Raw genomic sequence first — 14,474 nt, 5'->3', positions numbered from 1 at the left:
GGGGCGGTGTTTCACGTGGTGGCCTGGTCGGTCACCGCGTGGGCACCGCCTTTTCGCGTGTGCGGGCCGCGGGTGGTGGCCGGTGCGGGTGGCGTCCGGCCGTGGCGGCGGCCCGTGGTTGCTAGTACCGGTCGACGAGGGGGGTGAGGGTGGGGGCCTGTCGGGCTTGGGGGACTCGGGGTTGTGGTTGTTCGAGTCCGAAGGTGGTGAAGGCGGTGCGGGTGGGGAGGGGGTAGGTCTCTTTGCCGGTGAGGGTGTTGAGGATGGTGGCGGCGCGCCAGGCGGCGAGGCCGAGGTCGGGGGCGCCTACGCCGTGGGTGTGGCGTTCGGCGTTCTGGACGTAGATGTTGCAGCCGGTGGCGGTGACGGAGGGGTCGAGGACGAGGCGGAAGTGTTCGTCGACGCGGGGGCGTTCGCTGTTGTCGCGGCGGATGTAGGGGTCGAGGCCGGCGAGGATGCGGTCGAGGGTGCGTTCGCGGTGGCCGGTGGCGAGGACGACGGCGTCGGTGGTGAGGCGGCTGCGGGTGTTCTGCTGGAGGTGTTCGAGGTGGAGTTCGATCTTGGTGGTGGCGATGCGTCCGGCGGTGCGGACGCGGACGCCGGGGGTGAGGACGGTGTCGGGCCAGCCGCCGCCCAGGGTGCGGTGGTAGAGCTCGTCGTGGATGGCGGCGAGGGTGGTGGCGTCGATGCCTTTGTGGAGTTGCCATTGGGTGGCGGTGAGGCGGTCGCGGGTGCTTTCGGGGAGGGAGTGGAAGTAGCGGGTGTAGTCGGGGGTGAAGTGTTCGAGGCCGAGTTTGGAGTACTCCATGGGGGCGAAGGCGTCGGTGCGGCCGATCCAGTGGAGTTGTTCGTGGCCGGCGGGGCGGTGGCGGAGGAGGTCGAGGAAGACCTCGGCGCCGGATTGGCCTGATCCGACGACGGTGATGTGGCCTGCGGCGAGGAGGGTGTCGCGGTGGGTGAGGTAGTCGGCGGCGTGGACGACGGGTACGCCGGGTGCGTCGACGAGGGGGCGCAGGGCGTCGGGGACGTAGGGCTCGGTGCCGATGCCGAGGACGACGTTGCGGGTGTGGGTGCGGCCGAGGGCTTCGGCTTCGCCGTCGGTGTCGAGTTGGGTGTGGTCGACTTCGAAGACGTCGCGTTCGGGGTTCCAGCGGACGGCGTCGACCTGGTGGCGGAAGTGGAGTCCGGGGAGTTGGTCGGCGACCCAGCGGCAGTAGGTGTCGTATTCGGCGCGTCGGGTGTGGAAGCGCTCGGCGAAGTAGAAGGGGTAGAGGCGTTGGTGGGTTTTGAGGTAGTTGAGGAAGGTCCAGGGGCTGGTGGGGTCGGCGAGGGTGACGAGGTCGGCGAGGAAGGGGACTTGGACGCGGGCGCCGTCGATCAGGAGGCCGGGGTGCCAGTCGAAGCGGGGGCGTTGTTCGTAGAAGACGGCGTCGAGTTCGGCGAGTGGGTGGGTGAGGGCGGCCAGGGAGAGGTTGCAGGGGCCGATGCCGATGCCGACGAGGTCGCGGGGGGTGCCGGGGTGTGGGGGCGTGTTCATCGGGGGGTGTTTCCTTCCACCAGGTCGAGGAGGGTGGTCAGGTCGTGGGGCCGGGTGTGGGGGTTGAGGAGGGTGGCCTTGAGCCAGAGCCGGCCGTCGAGGTGGGCTCGGCCGAGGACGGCGCGGCCGTGGGTGAGGAGGTGGCGGCGTGTCTCGGCCACGGTCTCGTCGGTGGCGCCGGTGGGGCGGAAGAGGACGGTGCTGATGGTGGGTGGGGCGTGGAGTTCGAAGCCGGGGTGTGCGGTGACGAGGTCGGCGAACTCGTGGGCGTGGGCGCAGACTTGGTCGACGAGGGCGCCGAGGCCGATGCGGCCGAGGGTCTTGAGGGTGACGGCGATCTTGAGTGCGTCGGGGCGTCGGGTGGTGCGCAGGGAGCGGCCGAGGAGGTCGGGGAGGCCTGCTTCGGTGTCGTCGTCGGCGTTGAGGTAGTCGGCGTGGTGGTGGAGGGCGGTGAGGTCGTGGGCGTCGCGGGCGGCGAGGAGACCGGCGGCGACGGGTTGCCAGCCGAGTTTGTGCAGGTCGAGGGTGAGGGTGTGGGCGGTGTCGAGGCCGGTGAGCCGGTGGCGGTGGCGGTCGCTGAAGAGGAGGCCGCCTCCGTAGGCGGCGTCGATGTGGAGGCGGGCGCCGTGGGTGGTGGTGAGGGCCGCGATGGCGGGGAGGGGGTCGATGAGTCCGGCGTCGGTGGTGCCGGCGGTGGCGGCGACGAGGAGGGGGCCGGGCACGGTGGTGAGGGTGTGGGCGAGGGCGGTGGGGTCGAGGGTGCCGGTGGGGGTGGGGATGATCACGGGTTCGGGGAGGCCGAGGAGCCAGGCGGCGCGGGGCAGGGAGTGGTGGGCGTTGGCGCCGCAGACGAGTCGGAGGGCGGGTCCGTGGGTTTCGCGGGCGAGGAGGAGGGCGATTTGGTTGGCTTCGGTGCCGCCGGTGGTGACGAGTGCGTCGGCCATGCCGGCCCGGGCGGCGAGGGTGCGGGTGAGGAGTGCCTCCAGTTCGGAGGCGGCGGGTGCCTGGTCCCAGGAGTCGAGGGAGGGGTTGAGGGCGCAGACGGCGAGGTCGGCGGCGGTGGCGACGGCGAGGGGCGGGCAGTGCCGGTGGGCGGCGCAGAGGGGGTGGGCGGGGTCGGCGGCGCCTTCGGCGAGGACGCGGACGAGGGTGGCGAGGGCGTGGGGGTCGCCGTGTTCGGGGAGTACGTCCCCGATCGCGTCCCGTACGCGGGTGGCGACCGCCTGGGGGCCGCCCGCGGGCAGTGGTCCTCCGCGGGCGCGGGTGCCGGTGGCCAGGGCGTCGAGGACGGTCGTGAGCAGGGGCCGGAGGGCGTCGGGGCCTGCGGGGCCTGAGGCGAGGGGCGGCATGCTCACGGGGGCTCCTCCGGGACGCGGGGGCGGGTGCCCGCAGCGGGGAGTGCCAGCTTGTCGGGGATTGCGCGGTCGCGTCCGGAAGATCCGGTGAGCGGAACCCTAAAGGGGGACGCGGCGCCGGGGGGACGCGGCGCCGGGCCCTGTCATGGGAGCGGCGCCGCTCCCTGTCGCGGGAGCGGCGCCGGCCCGGGCGGGGGCGGCGCCGGGGGTGGGGGTTTCGTGACGCCGGGGCTCGGGCGGGCGCCGTGGGGGCCCGCCGTCCCCGGGCCCCGCTTCGGCCCTGGACGGGCCTCGTCCTCGGACGCCGGACGGGCTGGAAGTGTGTCCCTCGGGTCCTCCCGGGCCGCCTACGCCTTCCGTACCCGCAACGCGCGTGCCAGGTCGTCGAGTTGGTCGACCAGCTTGCGGCGCAGGGCCGGGATGGGGTCGGCGTCGGCGAGGCAGGCTTCGCCCAGGCGCAGGATGTCGGGGTCGACGGTGTGCGCGGGGAAGGCCCAGCGGCCCGCGGCTTCGGCGATGGCGGGGCCCCGGCGGGCGGCGACGGCGACGGCGTCCTGGTAGAAGCGTGGGACGTAGTCGGCGACGAGGTCGCTCTGTTCGGGTTGCCAGAAGCCCTGGGCGGTGGCGGTGAAGAGGTAGTTGGAGAGGGTGTCGTCGTCGAACATCGCGGCCCAGGCGGTGCGTTTGGCGTCCGCGTCGGGGAGGGCGGCGCGGCAGCGGGCGGCGCCTTCCCGGCCGGTGGCGGAGGGGTCGCGGGCGAGTTCGGCGGCGATGGTGCTCTCGTCGGTGGCGCCGAGGACGGCGAGCCGGGCGAGGACGCGCCAGCGCAGGTCGGGGTCGAGTTCGGGGCCGCCGGGGACGGTGCCGTCGGCGAGCCAGGCGGCGATGGTGTCGGGGTGGGCGGCGACGTCGATGAGGTGGCGTACGGCGATGAGGCGCAGGCCGGGGTGGTCGCCGTCCTCGGTGCGGCGGATGAGGTCGCGGCAGAGGGAGGAGAGGGTGGCGACGGCGGCGGGGCGCTGCTCGGGGGTGACGTAGCGGTCGGCGACCTGTGCGGAGGCGAAGGCGAGGACGCCCTGGACGAGGGCGAGGTCGGTTTCCCTGGGGAGGTGGGCGCGGGCCGCGTCGAGGTAGGCGGTGGGGTCGAGGTCGCCGTCGCGGACGGCGTCGCGCAGGGCGTTCCAGACGACGGCGCGGGTGAGGGGGTCGGGCAGGCCGGAGAGGCTGGTGCGGACGGTTTCGAAGGAGGCGGGGTCGAAGCGGACCTTGGCGTAGGTGAGGTCGCCGTCGTTGAGGAGCACCAGGGCGGGGCGTTTGCCGATGGGCTGGGGTGCGCTCTGCGGGATGTCGACTTCGAGGCGTTCGCGCAGGGTGAGGCTGCCTTCGTGGGCGGGGTCGAGGTCGTAGAGGCCGGCGGCGACGCGGTGCGGGCGGCTGCCGCGGTGGGCGACGGTGAGGGTGTGGTCGCCGTTGCTGCCGTGGAGGGTGGGGGTGAGGGTGTCGACTCCGGTGGTGCGCAGCCAGGCGTCGGCCCAGGCGTGGACGTCGCGGTCGGTGTGGGCGGCGAGGGAGTCGATGAAGTCGGCGAGGGTGGCGTTGGCGAAGCGGTGGCGGGCGAAGTGGGTGTTGATGCCGGCGAGGAAGTCCTTCTCGCCGAGCCAGGTGACGAGTTGGCGCAGTGCGGAGGCGCCCTTGGCGTAGGAGATGCCGTCGAAGTTGAGGAGGGCGGCGGCGGTGTCGTCGACGTTCTCGGGGGCGACGGGGTGGGTGGAGGGGCGCTGGTCTGCGTCGTAGCCCCAGGCTTTGCGGACGACGCCGAAGTCGGTCCAGGTGTCGGTGAAGCGGGTGGCTTCGGTGAGGGTCTGGTAGCCCATGTACTCGGCGAAGGACTCGTTGAGCCAGATGTCGTCCCACCACTGGAGGGTGACGAGGTCACCGAACCACATGTGGGCCATCTCGTGGGCGATGACCATGGCGCGGGTCTGGCGTTCGGTGTCGGTGACGGCGGAGCGGTAGACGAATTCGTCGCGGAAGGTGACGAGGCCGGGGTTCTCCATGGCGCCGGCGTTGAACTCGGGGACGAACGCCTGGTCGTAGGAGTCGAAGGGGTAGGGCTCCTCGAACTTCTCGTGGTAGCGGTCGTAGCACTGCCGGGTGATCTCGAGGAGTTCGTCGGCGTCGGCGTCGAGGTGGGGGGCGAGGGAGCGGCGGCAGTGCAGGCCGAAGGGGAGTCCGTGGTGTTCGGTGCGTACGGAGTGCCAGGGGCCGGCGGCGACGGCGACGAGGTAGGTGGAGATGAGAGGGGTGGGGGCGGCCTGCCAGCGGCCTTCGCCGAGGTGTTCGGTGACGCTGTTGGCGAGGACGGTCCAGGCTTCGGGTGCCGTGACGGACAGTTCGAAGACGGATTTGAGGTCGGGCTGGTCGAAGGCGGCGAAGACGCGCTGGACGTCTTCCATGAAGAGCTGGGTGTAGAGGTAGGTCTCGCCGTCGGTGGGGTCTGTGAAGCGGTGCATGCCTTCGCCGGTGCGGGAGTAGCTCATGCTCGCCCGGACGCGCAGTTCGTGGTCGCCGGCGGTGAGGTTCTCGAGGGGGAGCCGGTTGTCGTCCAGGGTTGCCGGGTCGAGGGGCTCGCCGTCGAGGGTGACGGAGTGCAGTGCCGCGGGCCTGAGCTCGACGAAGGTGTCCCCGTTGGCGCGCGCGGCGAACCGGATGACGGTGCTGGACTCGAAGGTCTCGTCGCCGGTCGTCAGGTCGAGCTCGATGGTGTAGCGGTGGACGTCGAGGAGCTTGGCACGGCTCTGCGCTTCGTCGCGCGTCAGTACGGACATGAACGACATGCTGCCTGATACCGCTGGCTGGGCACAGGGGCGGATCGGTACGTGCCCTATGTCCCTTCTCGCGCCGGGGCGCCGTTCCGGTCGCGGGGTGCGGTGCGGTGCGGGGCGGGTGTGGTGGGCGTGGCGGGCGGCGTTCACGGGTGGTGTCCGTGTGGTGACCGACGGCAGTGCCCGCCCGATGGTCGGGGCGGCGGGCCGGTTCGTCGGGTCAGTTCGGCGCGGGGGTGGGGCCGTTGACGGTGTCCTCGGCGATGCGCTCGTGGTGGCGGATCACCTCGGCGATGATGAAGTTGAGGAACTTCTCGGCGAACGCGGGGTCGAGCTTGGCGTCCTCGGCGAGGGAGCGCAGGCGGGCGATCTGGCGGGCTTCGCGGGCCTGGTCGGCCGGGGGCAGCTGGTGGCGGGCCTTGAGGTGGCCGACCTGCTGGGTGGCTTTGAAGCGCTCGGCGAGCATGTGGACGACGGCCGCGTCGATGTTGTCGATGCTGTTGCGCAGCCGGTCGAGCTCCTCGCGGACGGCGGGGTCGACGTGTCCGGAAGCGGGGGTGTTGCTGGTGGTCATGGGCGTTCACCCTAGTGCGTCCGTGGGGCCCGCCCCTGGGGTGGCCTGCCCTTACAGTGGAATGGGGTTGTCGGCGTCTTGGGGGTACGGGCGTGGCGAACGGCGGGCCGGTCGAGCACGGGTATCCGCACCTGGAGACGGTGCGGGCGGCTGTCACGGCGCTGTACAGGCGGTTGTCGTACGACACCATCCATCAGTTCACGTCGAGTGTGGTCCCGGCGGACGTGGCGTTCTGTGACACCGACGATCTGCATCTGGGGGTGCAGCGGGTGGCGCGTGAGCTGGTGCGGCACTTCAGGTTGCCGGAGGCGCGGATGATCGTCGCGTTCCGTGCGATGGAGCATGCGGCGAACGTGGAACTGACGGCGGGTCCCGAGTACTTCGTGGAGTTGAACGACCGGTTCCGTTCGCATCGGCGGGACATCGGTGCGGCGCTGGCGCACGAGATCATGCATGTCTATCTGCATCGGGTGGGCCTGTCGTTCCCGGGCACGCGGGACAACGAGATCCTGACGGACACGGCGACGACGTATCTGGGGGCCGGCTGGCTGCTGCTGGACGCGTACCGGGAGGACGCGGCGTCCTCGCAGAAGCTGGGGTATCTGACCCCGGAGGAGTTCGGGTACGTGCTGGCGAAGCGGTCGCTGGTGTTCGGCGAGGATCCGTCGGTGTGGTTCACGAGCGCGCAGGCGTACACGGCGTACGCGCGGGGTCTGGAGCGGGCCCGGCACGACGAGCGGCAGCCGCCGCTGACGGCGGCGGGATGGGCGGGGCGGCGGCGTTACGCGCGTGATCGCCGGCATGCCCAGGACCACCCGTCGGTGGCCGCCCGCGGCGGTGGGTACGGCCCGGACAGCCCGTACAGCTTCGCTCCGGAGTCGAGGTCGCCGGGGGCGTTGCGGGTGACGTTCGCGTGTCCCACCTGTCATCAGCGGATCAGGGTGCCGGTGCGGGGCCGGGTGCGGGCGCGGTGCGCGTTGTGCCGGACGGTGCTGGAGTGCGACACGTAGGCGGTGTCCGGGCGGCCCGCGTCCGTCCGTGGGGGCAAGGAGGGGGTCAGGGGGTCTTCGCCCCGTACACCGGGCCCGGTGCCGTCGCGCGGGTCAGGAGGTCGTGTACGGCCTTCCCGGCGTCGGCGGGGGTCCACCGTGCTCCGTTGTCCGTGGTGGGTCCCGGCCGCCAGCCCTCCATGACGGTGATGCGTCCGCCGTCCGCCTCGAAGACGCGTCCGGTGACGCCCTGGCTCGCGGTGGAGCCGAGCCAGACGACGAGCGGGGAGACGTTCTCGGGGGCCATCGTGTCGAAGCCGTCCTCGGGGGCGGCCATGGTCGCGGCGAAGGTGCGTTCGGTCATGCGGGTGCGGGCGGCGGGTGCGATCGCGTTGACCTGGACGCCGTAGCGGGCGAGTTCGGCGGCGGCGACGAGGGTCAGGGCGACGATCCCGGCTTTCGCGGCGCTGTAGTTGCCCTGTCCGACCGAGCCGAGCAGTCCCGCGCCGCTGCTGGTGTTGATGATCCGGGCGGCGGGTGGGCGGCCCGCCCCGGTCTCGGCGCGCCAGTGTGCGGCGGCGTGCTTCAGGGTGAGGAAGTGGCCTTTGAGGTGGACGCGCAGGACGGCGTCGAAGTCGTCGTCGGCGAGGTTGACGAGCATGCGGTCGCGCAGGAAGCCGGCGTTGTTGACGAGGGTGTCGAGTCGGCCGTACGTGTCCAGGGCGGCGTCGACGAGGGTCGCGGCGCCTTCGGGGGTGGCGATGTCCGCGCCGTGGGCGACCGCTTCGCCGCCGGCCGCGCGGATCTCGTCCACGACCTGTGCGGCGGGGCTGTCGGGGTCGGGTGTGCCGTCGAGGCCGACGCCGAGGTCGTTGACGACGACCCGGGCGCCCTCGGCGGCGAACGCGAGCGCGTGGGCGCGTCCGAGGCCGCGTCCGGCGCCGGTGACGGCGACTACACGCCCGTGGCAGATTCCGCTCATCTCACGTCTCCTTGTTGGCGGTTGCGGCGTCGAGGAAGGCGGGCCGTTCGCCGCCTCCGTGCAGGAGCAGGCTCGCCCCGCTGATGTAGCGGGCGGCGTCGGAGGCGAGGAAGACGGCCGCCGCGCCCACGTCGGCGGGGAGGGCGAGCCGGCCGAGCGGGACGGTCCGGGCCACGGCTGCGACGCCGTCCTCGCCGCCGTAGTGGAGGTGGGCCAGTTCGGTGCGGACCATGCCGACGACGAGGGTGTTCACGCGGACCTCGGGCGCCCATTCGACGGCCATGGAGCGGGCGAGGTTCTCCAGGCCGGCCTTGGCGGCGCCGTAGGCGGCCGAGCCGGGTGAGGGACGGCTGCCGCTGACGCTGCCGATCATCACGACCGAGCCTTTCGCGTGCTTGAGATGGTCGTAGGCGGCGAGGGACACGGTGAGGGGCGCGAGGAGGTTGAGTTCGATCACGCGCGCGTGCCGGGCGGCGTCGGCGTGCGCGAGGGGGCGGTAGGGGGCGCCGCCCGCGTTGTTGACGAGGACGTCGAGCCGGGGCAGCTCGGTGAAGAAGCGCTGTACGGCGTCGGCGTCCCGTACGTCGAGCGGTTTGAACTCGGCTGCGCCGAGGGGGTGTTCCGGTGGGCGGCGGGCGCAGACCACGACGTGGGCGCCCGCGCGTGCGAGGGAGCGTGCGACGCCGGCACCCACTCCGCGCGTGCCGCCGGTGACGACGGCGACCTTCCCGTCCAGCTCCATTCGCTGCTACCTTCCACCTAACAAACGTTTGGTGGAAAGGTAGCTGATGCTTCCATGGGTGTCTCCACCTCGACCCCGGAAACGGGACCGAAAAAAGGACCGGAACCGGGGCCGGAAGCGGGGCTCGACGGCAGGCCGGTGACGGGGATCGCGCTCGTCACGGTCGACTTCCCGCCGGTGAACGCGCTGCCGGTGAGCGGCTGGTTCGAGCTGGCCGACGCCGTGCGCGCGGCGGGCCGCGATCCGGGCACCCGGTGCGTGGTGCTGGCCGCCGAGGGGCGCGGGTTCAACGCGGGCGTGGACATCAAGGAGATCCAGGCGCGCGGACCGAGCGCGCTCGTCGGCGCCAACCGCGGCTGCTTCGAGGCCTTCGCGGCCGTGTACGAGTGCGAGGTCCCGGTGGTGGCGGCGGTTCAGGGTTTCTGCCTGGGCGGCGGCGTCGGGCTGGTGGGGAACGCGGACGTGATCGTGGCGAGCGAGGACGCCGTGTTCGGGCTGCCCGAGCTGGACCGGGGCGCCCTGGGCGCGGCCACGCATCTGGCCCGGCTGGTCCCCCAGCATCTGCTGCGTGCCCTGTACTACACCTCGCGCACGGTCACTGCGGCCGAGCTGCTCGGGCACGGTTCGGTGTGGCGGGTGGTGCCGCCGGACGAACTCCGCACGGCTGCGCTGGAGTTGGCCGGAGAGATCGCAGCGAAGGACGGTGAGCTGCTGCGGCTGGCCAAGGCGGCCATCAACGGTATCGACCCGGTCGACGTGCGCCGCAGTTACCGCTTCGAGCAGGGCTTCACCTACGAGGCGAGCGTCGGCGGGGTGGCCGACCGGGTCCGTGACACCTTCGGAAGGGACGGTGACTGAGTGAGCGCCGACGCCGACAGGCCCACCGGCACGAGCGGGACCGACAAGGCCGGAAGCACCGACAGGAGCGACACGGCCGACACGGCCGACACTGCCGACAGGAGCGGCAGGGCCGGCAAGTTGTTGTCCGCGGACGAGGCGGTGTCCCGGCTGCGCAGCGGGATGACCCTCGGCATCGGCGGCTGGGGCTCGCGCCGTAAGCCGATGACGCTGGTCAGGGCGCTGCTCCGGTCGGAGGTCACCGACCTCACCGTCGTGTCGTACGGCGGCCCGGACGTCGGGATGCTGGCCGCGGCCGGAAGGATCCGCAGGCTGGTCGCCGCGTTCGTCACCCTCGACTCGATCCCGCTGGAGCCGCACTACCGCGCGGCCCGCGAGCGGGGGGCGTTCGAACTGACGGAGGCCGACGAGGCGATGTTCATGTGGGGGCTGCGCGCGGCCGCGAACCGGCTGCCGTTCCTGCCCGTGCGGGCGGGGATCGGTTCGGACGTGATGCGGGTCAATCCCGGTCTGCGGACCGTGACGTCGCCGTACGAGGACCAGGAGACGTTCGTGGCCATGCCGGCGCTGCGGCTGGACGCGGCGCTGGTGCACGTCAACCGGGCCGACCGGCTGGGCAACGGGCAGTATCTGGGCCCGGATCCGTACTTCGACGACCTGTTCTGCGAGGCGGCCGACGCGGCGTACCTGAGTTGCGAACGGGTCGTGGACACCGCTGAGCTGACCAAGGAGGCAGCGCCGCAGTCGCTGCTGATCAAGCGGCACACGGTGACGGGGGTGGTCGAGGCCCCGAACGGGGCGCATTTCACGTCCTGTGCCCCCGACTACGGCCGCGACGAGGCGTTCCAGAAGCGGTACGCGACGACGCCCTGGCCGGAGTTCGCGGCGCGGTTCCTCGCCGGGGACGAGCGGGCGTACCGGTCGGCGGTCGGGGAGGAGTCGTGAGCGGGGTGACGCGCGCCGAGTACTGCGTGATCGCCTGTGCGGAGGCGTGGCGCGGTGCGGGCGAGATCCTGGCGAGCCCCATGGGTCTGATCCCCTCGGTCGGTGCCCGCCTCGCCCGGCACACGTTCGCGCCGGACCTGCTGCTGACCGACGGGGAGGCGCTGCTCGTCGGTGTCGACGGCACGGTCGAGGGCTGGCTGCCGTACCGGCAGCATCTGGCGCTGGTCACCGGGGGGCGGCGGCACGTGATGATGGGCGCGAGCCAGATCGACCGGTACGGCAACCAGAACATCGCGTGCATCGGCGACTGGGCCAGGCCCACCCGGCAGTTGCTCGGGGTGCGGGGCGCGCCGGTCAACACCCTGAACAACCCGACGAGTTACTGGGTGCCGAGGCACTCCCGGCGGGTCTTCGTGGAGCGGGTCGACATGGTGTGCGGGGTCGGGTACGACCGTGCGGCGGGCGCCCGTCACCATCGCATCCCGCGGGTCGTCTCCGACCTCGGGGTGTTCGACTTCGCGACCCCCGACCGGTCGATGCGGCTGGCCTCGCTGCATCCGGGGGTGGCGGTGGAGCAGGTCCGGGAGGCGACGGGCTTCGACCTGGTCATCCCGGACGAGGTGGCGCGCACGCGTGAACCGACGGTGGGCGAGCTGCGTCTGATCCGCGAGGTGATCGACCCGGGGAACACCCGGGCGCGGGAGGTCGCCGTCTGATGGAAACGGCGTTCACCCGGCTGGTCGGGGTCCGTCACCCGATCGTGCAGACCGGGATGGGATGGGTGGCGGGCCCGCGTCTGGTGTCGGCGGCGGCGGACGCGGGGGCGCTGGGTGTCCTGGCCTCCGCGACCATGACCGTCGACGGGTTGCGGGCGGCGGTGCGTGAGGTGCGGTCGAGGACGTCGGCGCCGTTCGGGGTCAATCTGCGGGCCGACGCGGCGGACGCCGGCGACCGGGTGCGGATCATCCTCGACGAGGGCGTGCGGGTCGCGTCCTTCGCGCTCGCGCCCTCCCCCGAGCTGATCGCCGAGCTCAAGGAGGGGGGTGTCGTCGTCGTCCCGTCCGTCGGGGCCCGCCGGCATGCCGAGAAGGTCGCCGCGTGGGGTGCGGACGCGGTGATCGTGCAGGGCGGGGAGGGCGGCGGACACACCGGGGAGGTGGCGACGACGGTACTGCTGCCGCAGGTGGTGGACGCCGTGGACATCCCGGTCGTGGCGGCGGGCGGCTTCTTCGACGGGCGGGGGCTGGTGGCGGCGCTGGCGTACGGGGCTGCCGGGGTCGCGATGGGCACCCGGTTCCTGCTCACCTCGGACTCGCCGGTCCCGGACGCGGTGAAGGCGCGGTATCTGGCGGCGACGGTCCGGGACGTCACCGTCACCCGGGCGGTGGACGGTCTCCCGCACCGCATGCTGCGCACCGCGCTGGTGGACGACCTGGAGAACGCCGGCCGGGCCGGGTCCCTGGTGCGGGCGGTGCGGCACGCGGCCGGTTTCCGGAGGCTGTCCGGGCTCACCTGGCGGGAGATGGTCCGCGACGGGCTGGCGCTGCGCCACGGCAGGGAGCTGGCCTGGAGTCAGGTGCTGCTCGCCGCGAACACGCCGATGATGCTCAGGTCGGCGATGGTAGAGGGGCGCACGGACGCGGGGGTGATGGCCGCCGGGCAGGTCGCCGGGGTGATCGGCGACCTGCCGTCGTGCGCGCAGCTGGTGGCGCGGATCATGGAGGAGGCGGACGGGATCCGGGCCCGGCTCGGGACCTCTGGATGACCGTCGTCCGCCCGCCCTTCACAGCCGCCGGACGACCGTCAGGCCGGCCCGGCTGCCCTCGCACACCGGCGCGGCCTCCCGACGGCCTGCTCGCACCGCGCGGTCCTCACAGCCGCTCGATGATCGTCACGTTGGCCTGGCCGCCGCCCTCGCACATCGTCTGGAGGCCGAAGCGGCCGCCGGTGCGCTCCAGTTCGTGCAGGAGGGTGGTCGCCAGCTTGGCGCCGGTCGCGCCGAGCGGGTGGCCGAGGGCGATCGCGCCGCCGTTGACGTTGACCCGGTCCGGGTCGGCGCCGGTCTCCTTGAGCCAGGCCAGGACGACGGGCGCGAACGCCTCGTTGATCTCGACGAGGTCGATGTCGTGGATCGACAGCCCGGTCTTCTTCAGGGCGTGCGCGGTGGCCGGGATCGGCGCCGTGAGCATGCGGATCGGGTCCTCGCCGCGGACGGAGAGGTGGTGCACGCGCGCGCGTGGCGTCAGGCCGTGCTCGCGCACCGCCCGTTCCGAGGCGAGCAGCAGGGCCGCCGCTCCGTCGGAGACCTGCGAGGAGCAGGCGGCGGTGACGGTCGCGCCGTCGATGACGGGCTTCAGGGCGGCCATCTTCTCCAGGGAGGTGTCCCGGCGCGGCCCCTCGTCGGTGGTGACCTCCCCGAGGGCGACGGTCTCGCGGGCGAAGCGGCCCTCGTCGATCGCGCGCAGCGCCCGCCGGTGCGAGCGCAGGGCGAACTCCTCCTGGTCCCGGCGGCTGATGCCCCACTTCGCGGCGATCATCTCGGCGCCGGCGAACTGGTTCACCGGCCGGTCCCCGTACCGCGCGCGCCAGCCCTCGCTGCCCGCGAAGGGGCCCTGGGTGAAGCCGAGGGGTGCGGCGGCCTGCCGGGTGGCGTAGGCGATCGGGATCTGCGACATGTTCTGCACGCCGCCCGCGACCACCAGGTCCTGGGTTCCGGAGAGCACGCCCTGGGCGGCGAAGTGCACGGCCTGCTGCGAGGAGCCGCACTGGCGGTCCACGGTCACGCCGGGCACCTCCTCGGGCAGCCCGGCGGCCAGCCAGCAGGTCCGCGCGATGTCCCCGGCCTGCGGCCCGACGGTGTCCAGGCAGCCGAAGACGACGTCCTCGACGGCGGCCGGGTCGATGCCGGCCCGCCCGACGAGTTCCTTGAGCACATGTGCGCCCAGGTCGGCCGGATGGACCTTGCTCAGTCCTCCTCCGCGCCGTCCGACGGGCGTACGGACCGCTTCGACGATGTAGGCCTCGGCCATGTCAACTCCCTCTCAGGAAAGGGCTGTGCACGTACGGCGATCCCGTCCAGGACCATCGAGAGGTACTGGCGGGCGATCTCCTCCGGGCTGTGCTGTCCGCCGGGCCGGTACCAGGACGCGGCGACCCACACGGTGTCGCGGACGAAGCGGTAGGCGAGGCGGATGTCGAGGTCGGTGCGGAAGACCCGGTCGGCGACGCCGCGTTCCAGCGTGGCCAGCCACGCCTTCTCGAAGCGGCGCTGCGACTCGGCGAGGAACGCGAACCGTTCCTGTGTCACGAGCTGCTTGCTCTCCTTCTGGTAGATCGCGACGGCGGCGCGGTGCCGGTCGATCTCACGGAAGGACTCGGTGACGAGGGCCGCGAGTGTCTCCCGGGGTCCGAGTTCGGCGCCCAGGACGGTGTCGTAGCCGTCCCAGAGCTCGTCGAGGAAGCTGCGCAGGATCTCCTCCAGCATCGACTCCTTGGAGTCGAAGTGGTAGTAGAGGCTGCCCGCGAGCATGCCCGCGTGGTCGGCGATCTTCCGGACGGTGGTGGCGTTGTAGCCCTGTTCGGCGAAGACCTCGGCGGCGGTGTCGAGGAGTTCACGGCGACGCGCGGGCGCCGCGGTCACCTGGGGCTTCTTCTTGGTCGGCACGTG

Annotated in this window: 13 protein-coding genes; 5 read left to right on the top strand and 8 right to left on the bottom strand. The window is 72.6% G+C overall.

Annotation, left to right across the window (positions count from 1 at the left end; translation table 11 throughout):
* Nucleotides 1–121 precede the first annotated feature (121 nt).
* From OG440_RS28010 to OG440_RS27995, 4 genes are all read right to left on the bottom strand, one after another.
* Nucleotides 122–1,537, bottom strand: a complete 1,416-nt coding sequence (locus OG440_RS28010) for a lysine N(6)-hydroxylase/L-ornithine N(5)-oxygenase family protein (protein ID WP_406009552.1) — start codon at nt 1,535–1,537, stop codon at nt 122–124.
* Nucleotides 1,534–2,892 carry a pyridoxal phosphate-dependent decarboxylase family protein gene (locus tag OG440_RS28005; RefSeq protein ID WP_406009551.1) on the bottom strand — a complete coding sequence of 453 codons (1,359 nt, stop codon included), beginning with the start codon at nt 2,890–2,892 and terminating at the stop codon, nt 1,534–1,536. The genes OG440_RS28010 and OG440_RS28005 overlap by 4 nt, the downstream gene beginning before the upstream one ends.
* A gap of 347 nt (nt 2,893–3,239) precedes the next feature.
* A complete protein-coding gene (gene pepN / locus OG440_RS28000) occupies nt 3,240–5,720 on the bottom strand; it encodes an aminopeptidase N (RefSeq protein ID WP_406009550.1) in 2,481 nt (826 codons plus the stop codon).
* Nucleotides 5,721–5,937: 217 nt separating this feature from the next.
* The gene (locus OG440_RS27995; RefSeq protein WP_406009549.1) at nt 5,938–6,291 is read right to left on the bottom strand and encodes a chorismate mutase; all 354 of its coding nucleotides are present in this window, start codon (nt 6,289–6,291) and stop codon (nt 5,938–5,940) included.
* Nucleotides 6,292–6,383: 92 nt separating this feature from the next.
* On the opposite strand from OG440_RS27995, the gene OG440_RS27990 reads away from it, so the two are divergent.
* Entirely contained in the window at nt 6,384–7,301 is a 918-nt protein-coding gene (locus OG440_RS27990; RefSeq protein WP_406009548.1) for a hypothetical protein, read from the top strand.
* 46 nt (nt 7,302–7,347) lie between these two features.
* On the opposite strand, the gene OG440_RS27985 is transcribed toward OG440_RS27990, so the two are convergent.
* Both OG440_RS27985 and OG440_RS27980 read right to left on the bottom strand, forming a co-directional pair.
* The gene (locus tag OG440_RS27985) at nt 7,348–8,262 is read right to left on the bottom strand and encodes an SDR family oxidoreductase (protein ID WP_406009547.1); all 915 of its coding nucleotides are present in this window, start codon (nt 8,260–8,262) and stop codon (nt 7,348–7,350) included.
* A gap of 1 nt (nt 8,263) precedes the next feature.
* A complete protein-coding gene (locus OG440_RS27980; RefSeq protein WP_406009546.1) occupies nt 8,264–9,004 on the bottom strand; it encodes an SDR family oxidoreductase in 741 nt (246 codons plus the stop codon).
* Between the two features lie 54 nt (nt 9,005–9,058).
* Here OG440_RS27980 and OG440_RS27975 point away from each other — a divergent pair, with 54 nt between their 5' ends.
* From OG440_RS27975 to OG440_RS27960, 4 genes are all read left to right on the top strand, one after another.
* Nucleotides 9,059–9,862, top strand: a complete 804-nt coding sequence (locus OG440_RS27975; protein WP_406009545.1) for an enoyl-CoA hydratase family protein — start codon at nt 9,059–9,061, stop codon at nt 9,860–9,862.
* A gap of 120 nt (nt 9,863–9,982) precedes the next feature.
* On the top strand, nt 9,983–10,807 hold the full coding sequence (locus OG440_RS27970; protein ID WP_406011473.1) for a CoA transferase subunit A: 825 nt from the start codon (nt 9,983–9,985) through the stop codon (nt 10,805–10,807).
* Nucleotides 10,804–11,523 (top strand): CoA-transferase subunit beta, encoded by a 720-nt coding sequence (locus tag OG440_RS27965; protein ID WP_406009544.1) that lies wholly within the window; start codon nt 10,804–10,806, stop codon nt 11,521–11,523. Before OG440_RS27970 ends, OG440_RS27965 begins: the two co-directional genes overlap by 4 nt.
* On the top strand, nt 11,523–12,572 hold the full coding sequence (locus OG440_RS27960) for an NAD(P)H-dependent flavin oxidoreductase (protein WP_406009543.1): 1,050 nt from the start codon (nt 11,523–11,525) through the stop codon (nt 12,570–12,572). Before OG440_RS27965 ends, OG440_RS27960 begins: the two co-directional genes overlap by 1 nt.
* Nucleotides 12,573–12,678: 106 nt before the next feature.
* On the opposite strand, the gene OG440_RS27955 is transcribed toward OG440_RS27960, so the two are convergent.
* The gene (locus tag OG440_RS27955; protein ID WP_406009542.1) at nt 12,679–13,836 is read right to left on the bottom strand and encodes an acetyl-CoA C-acetyltransferase; all 1,158 of its coding nucleotides are present in this window, start codon (nt 13,834–13,836) and stop codon (nt 12,679–12,681) included.
* Nucleotides 13,773–14,471 carry a TetR/AcrR family transcriptional regulator gene (locus tag OG440_RS27950; RefSeq protein WP_406009541.1) on the bottom strand — a complete coding sequence of 233 codons (699 nt, stop codon included), beginning with the start codon at nt 14,469–14,471 and terminating at the stop codon, nt 13,773–13,775. The genes OG440_RS27955 and OG440_RS27950 overlap by 64 nt, the downstream gene beginning before the upstream one ends.
* Nucleotides 14,472–14,474: the final 3 nt, after the last annotated feature.

This window comes from Streptomyces sp. NBC_00637 (assembly GCF_045161545.1).
GTDB lineage: Bacteria > Actinomycetota > Actinomycetes > Streptomycetales > Streptomycetaceae > Streptomyces.
Note: the sequence above shows the minus strand (reverse complement) of the source record. Positions and strands in the feature narration are given on the sequence as shown.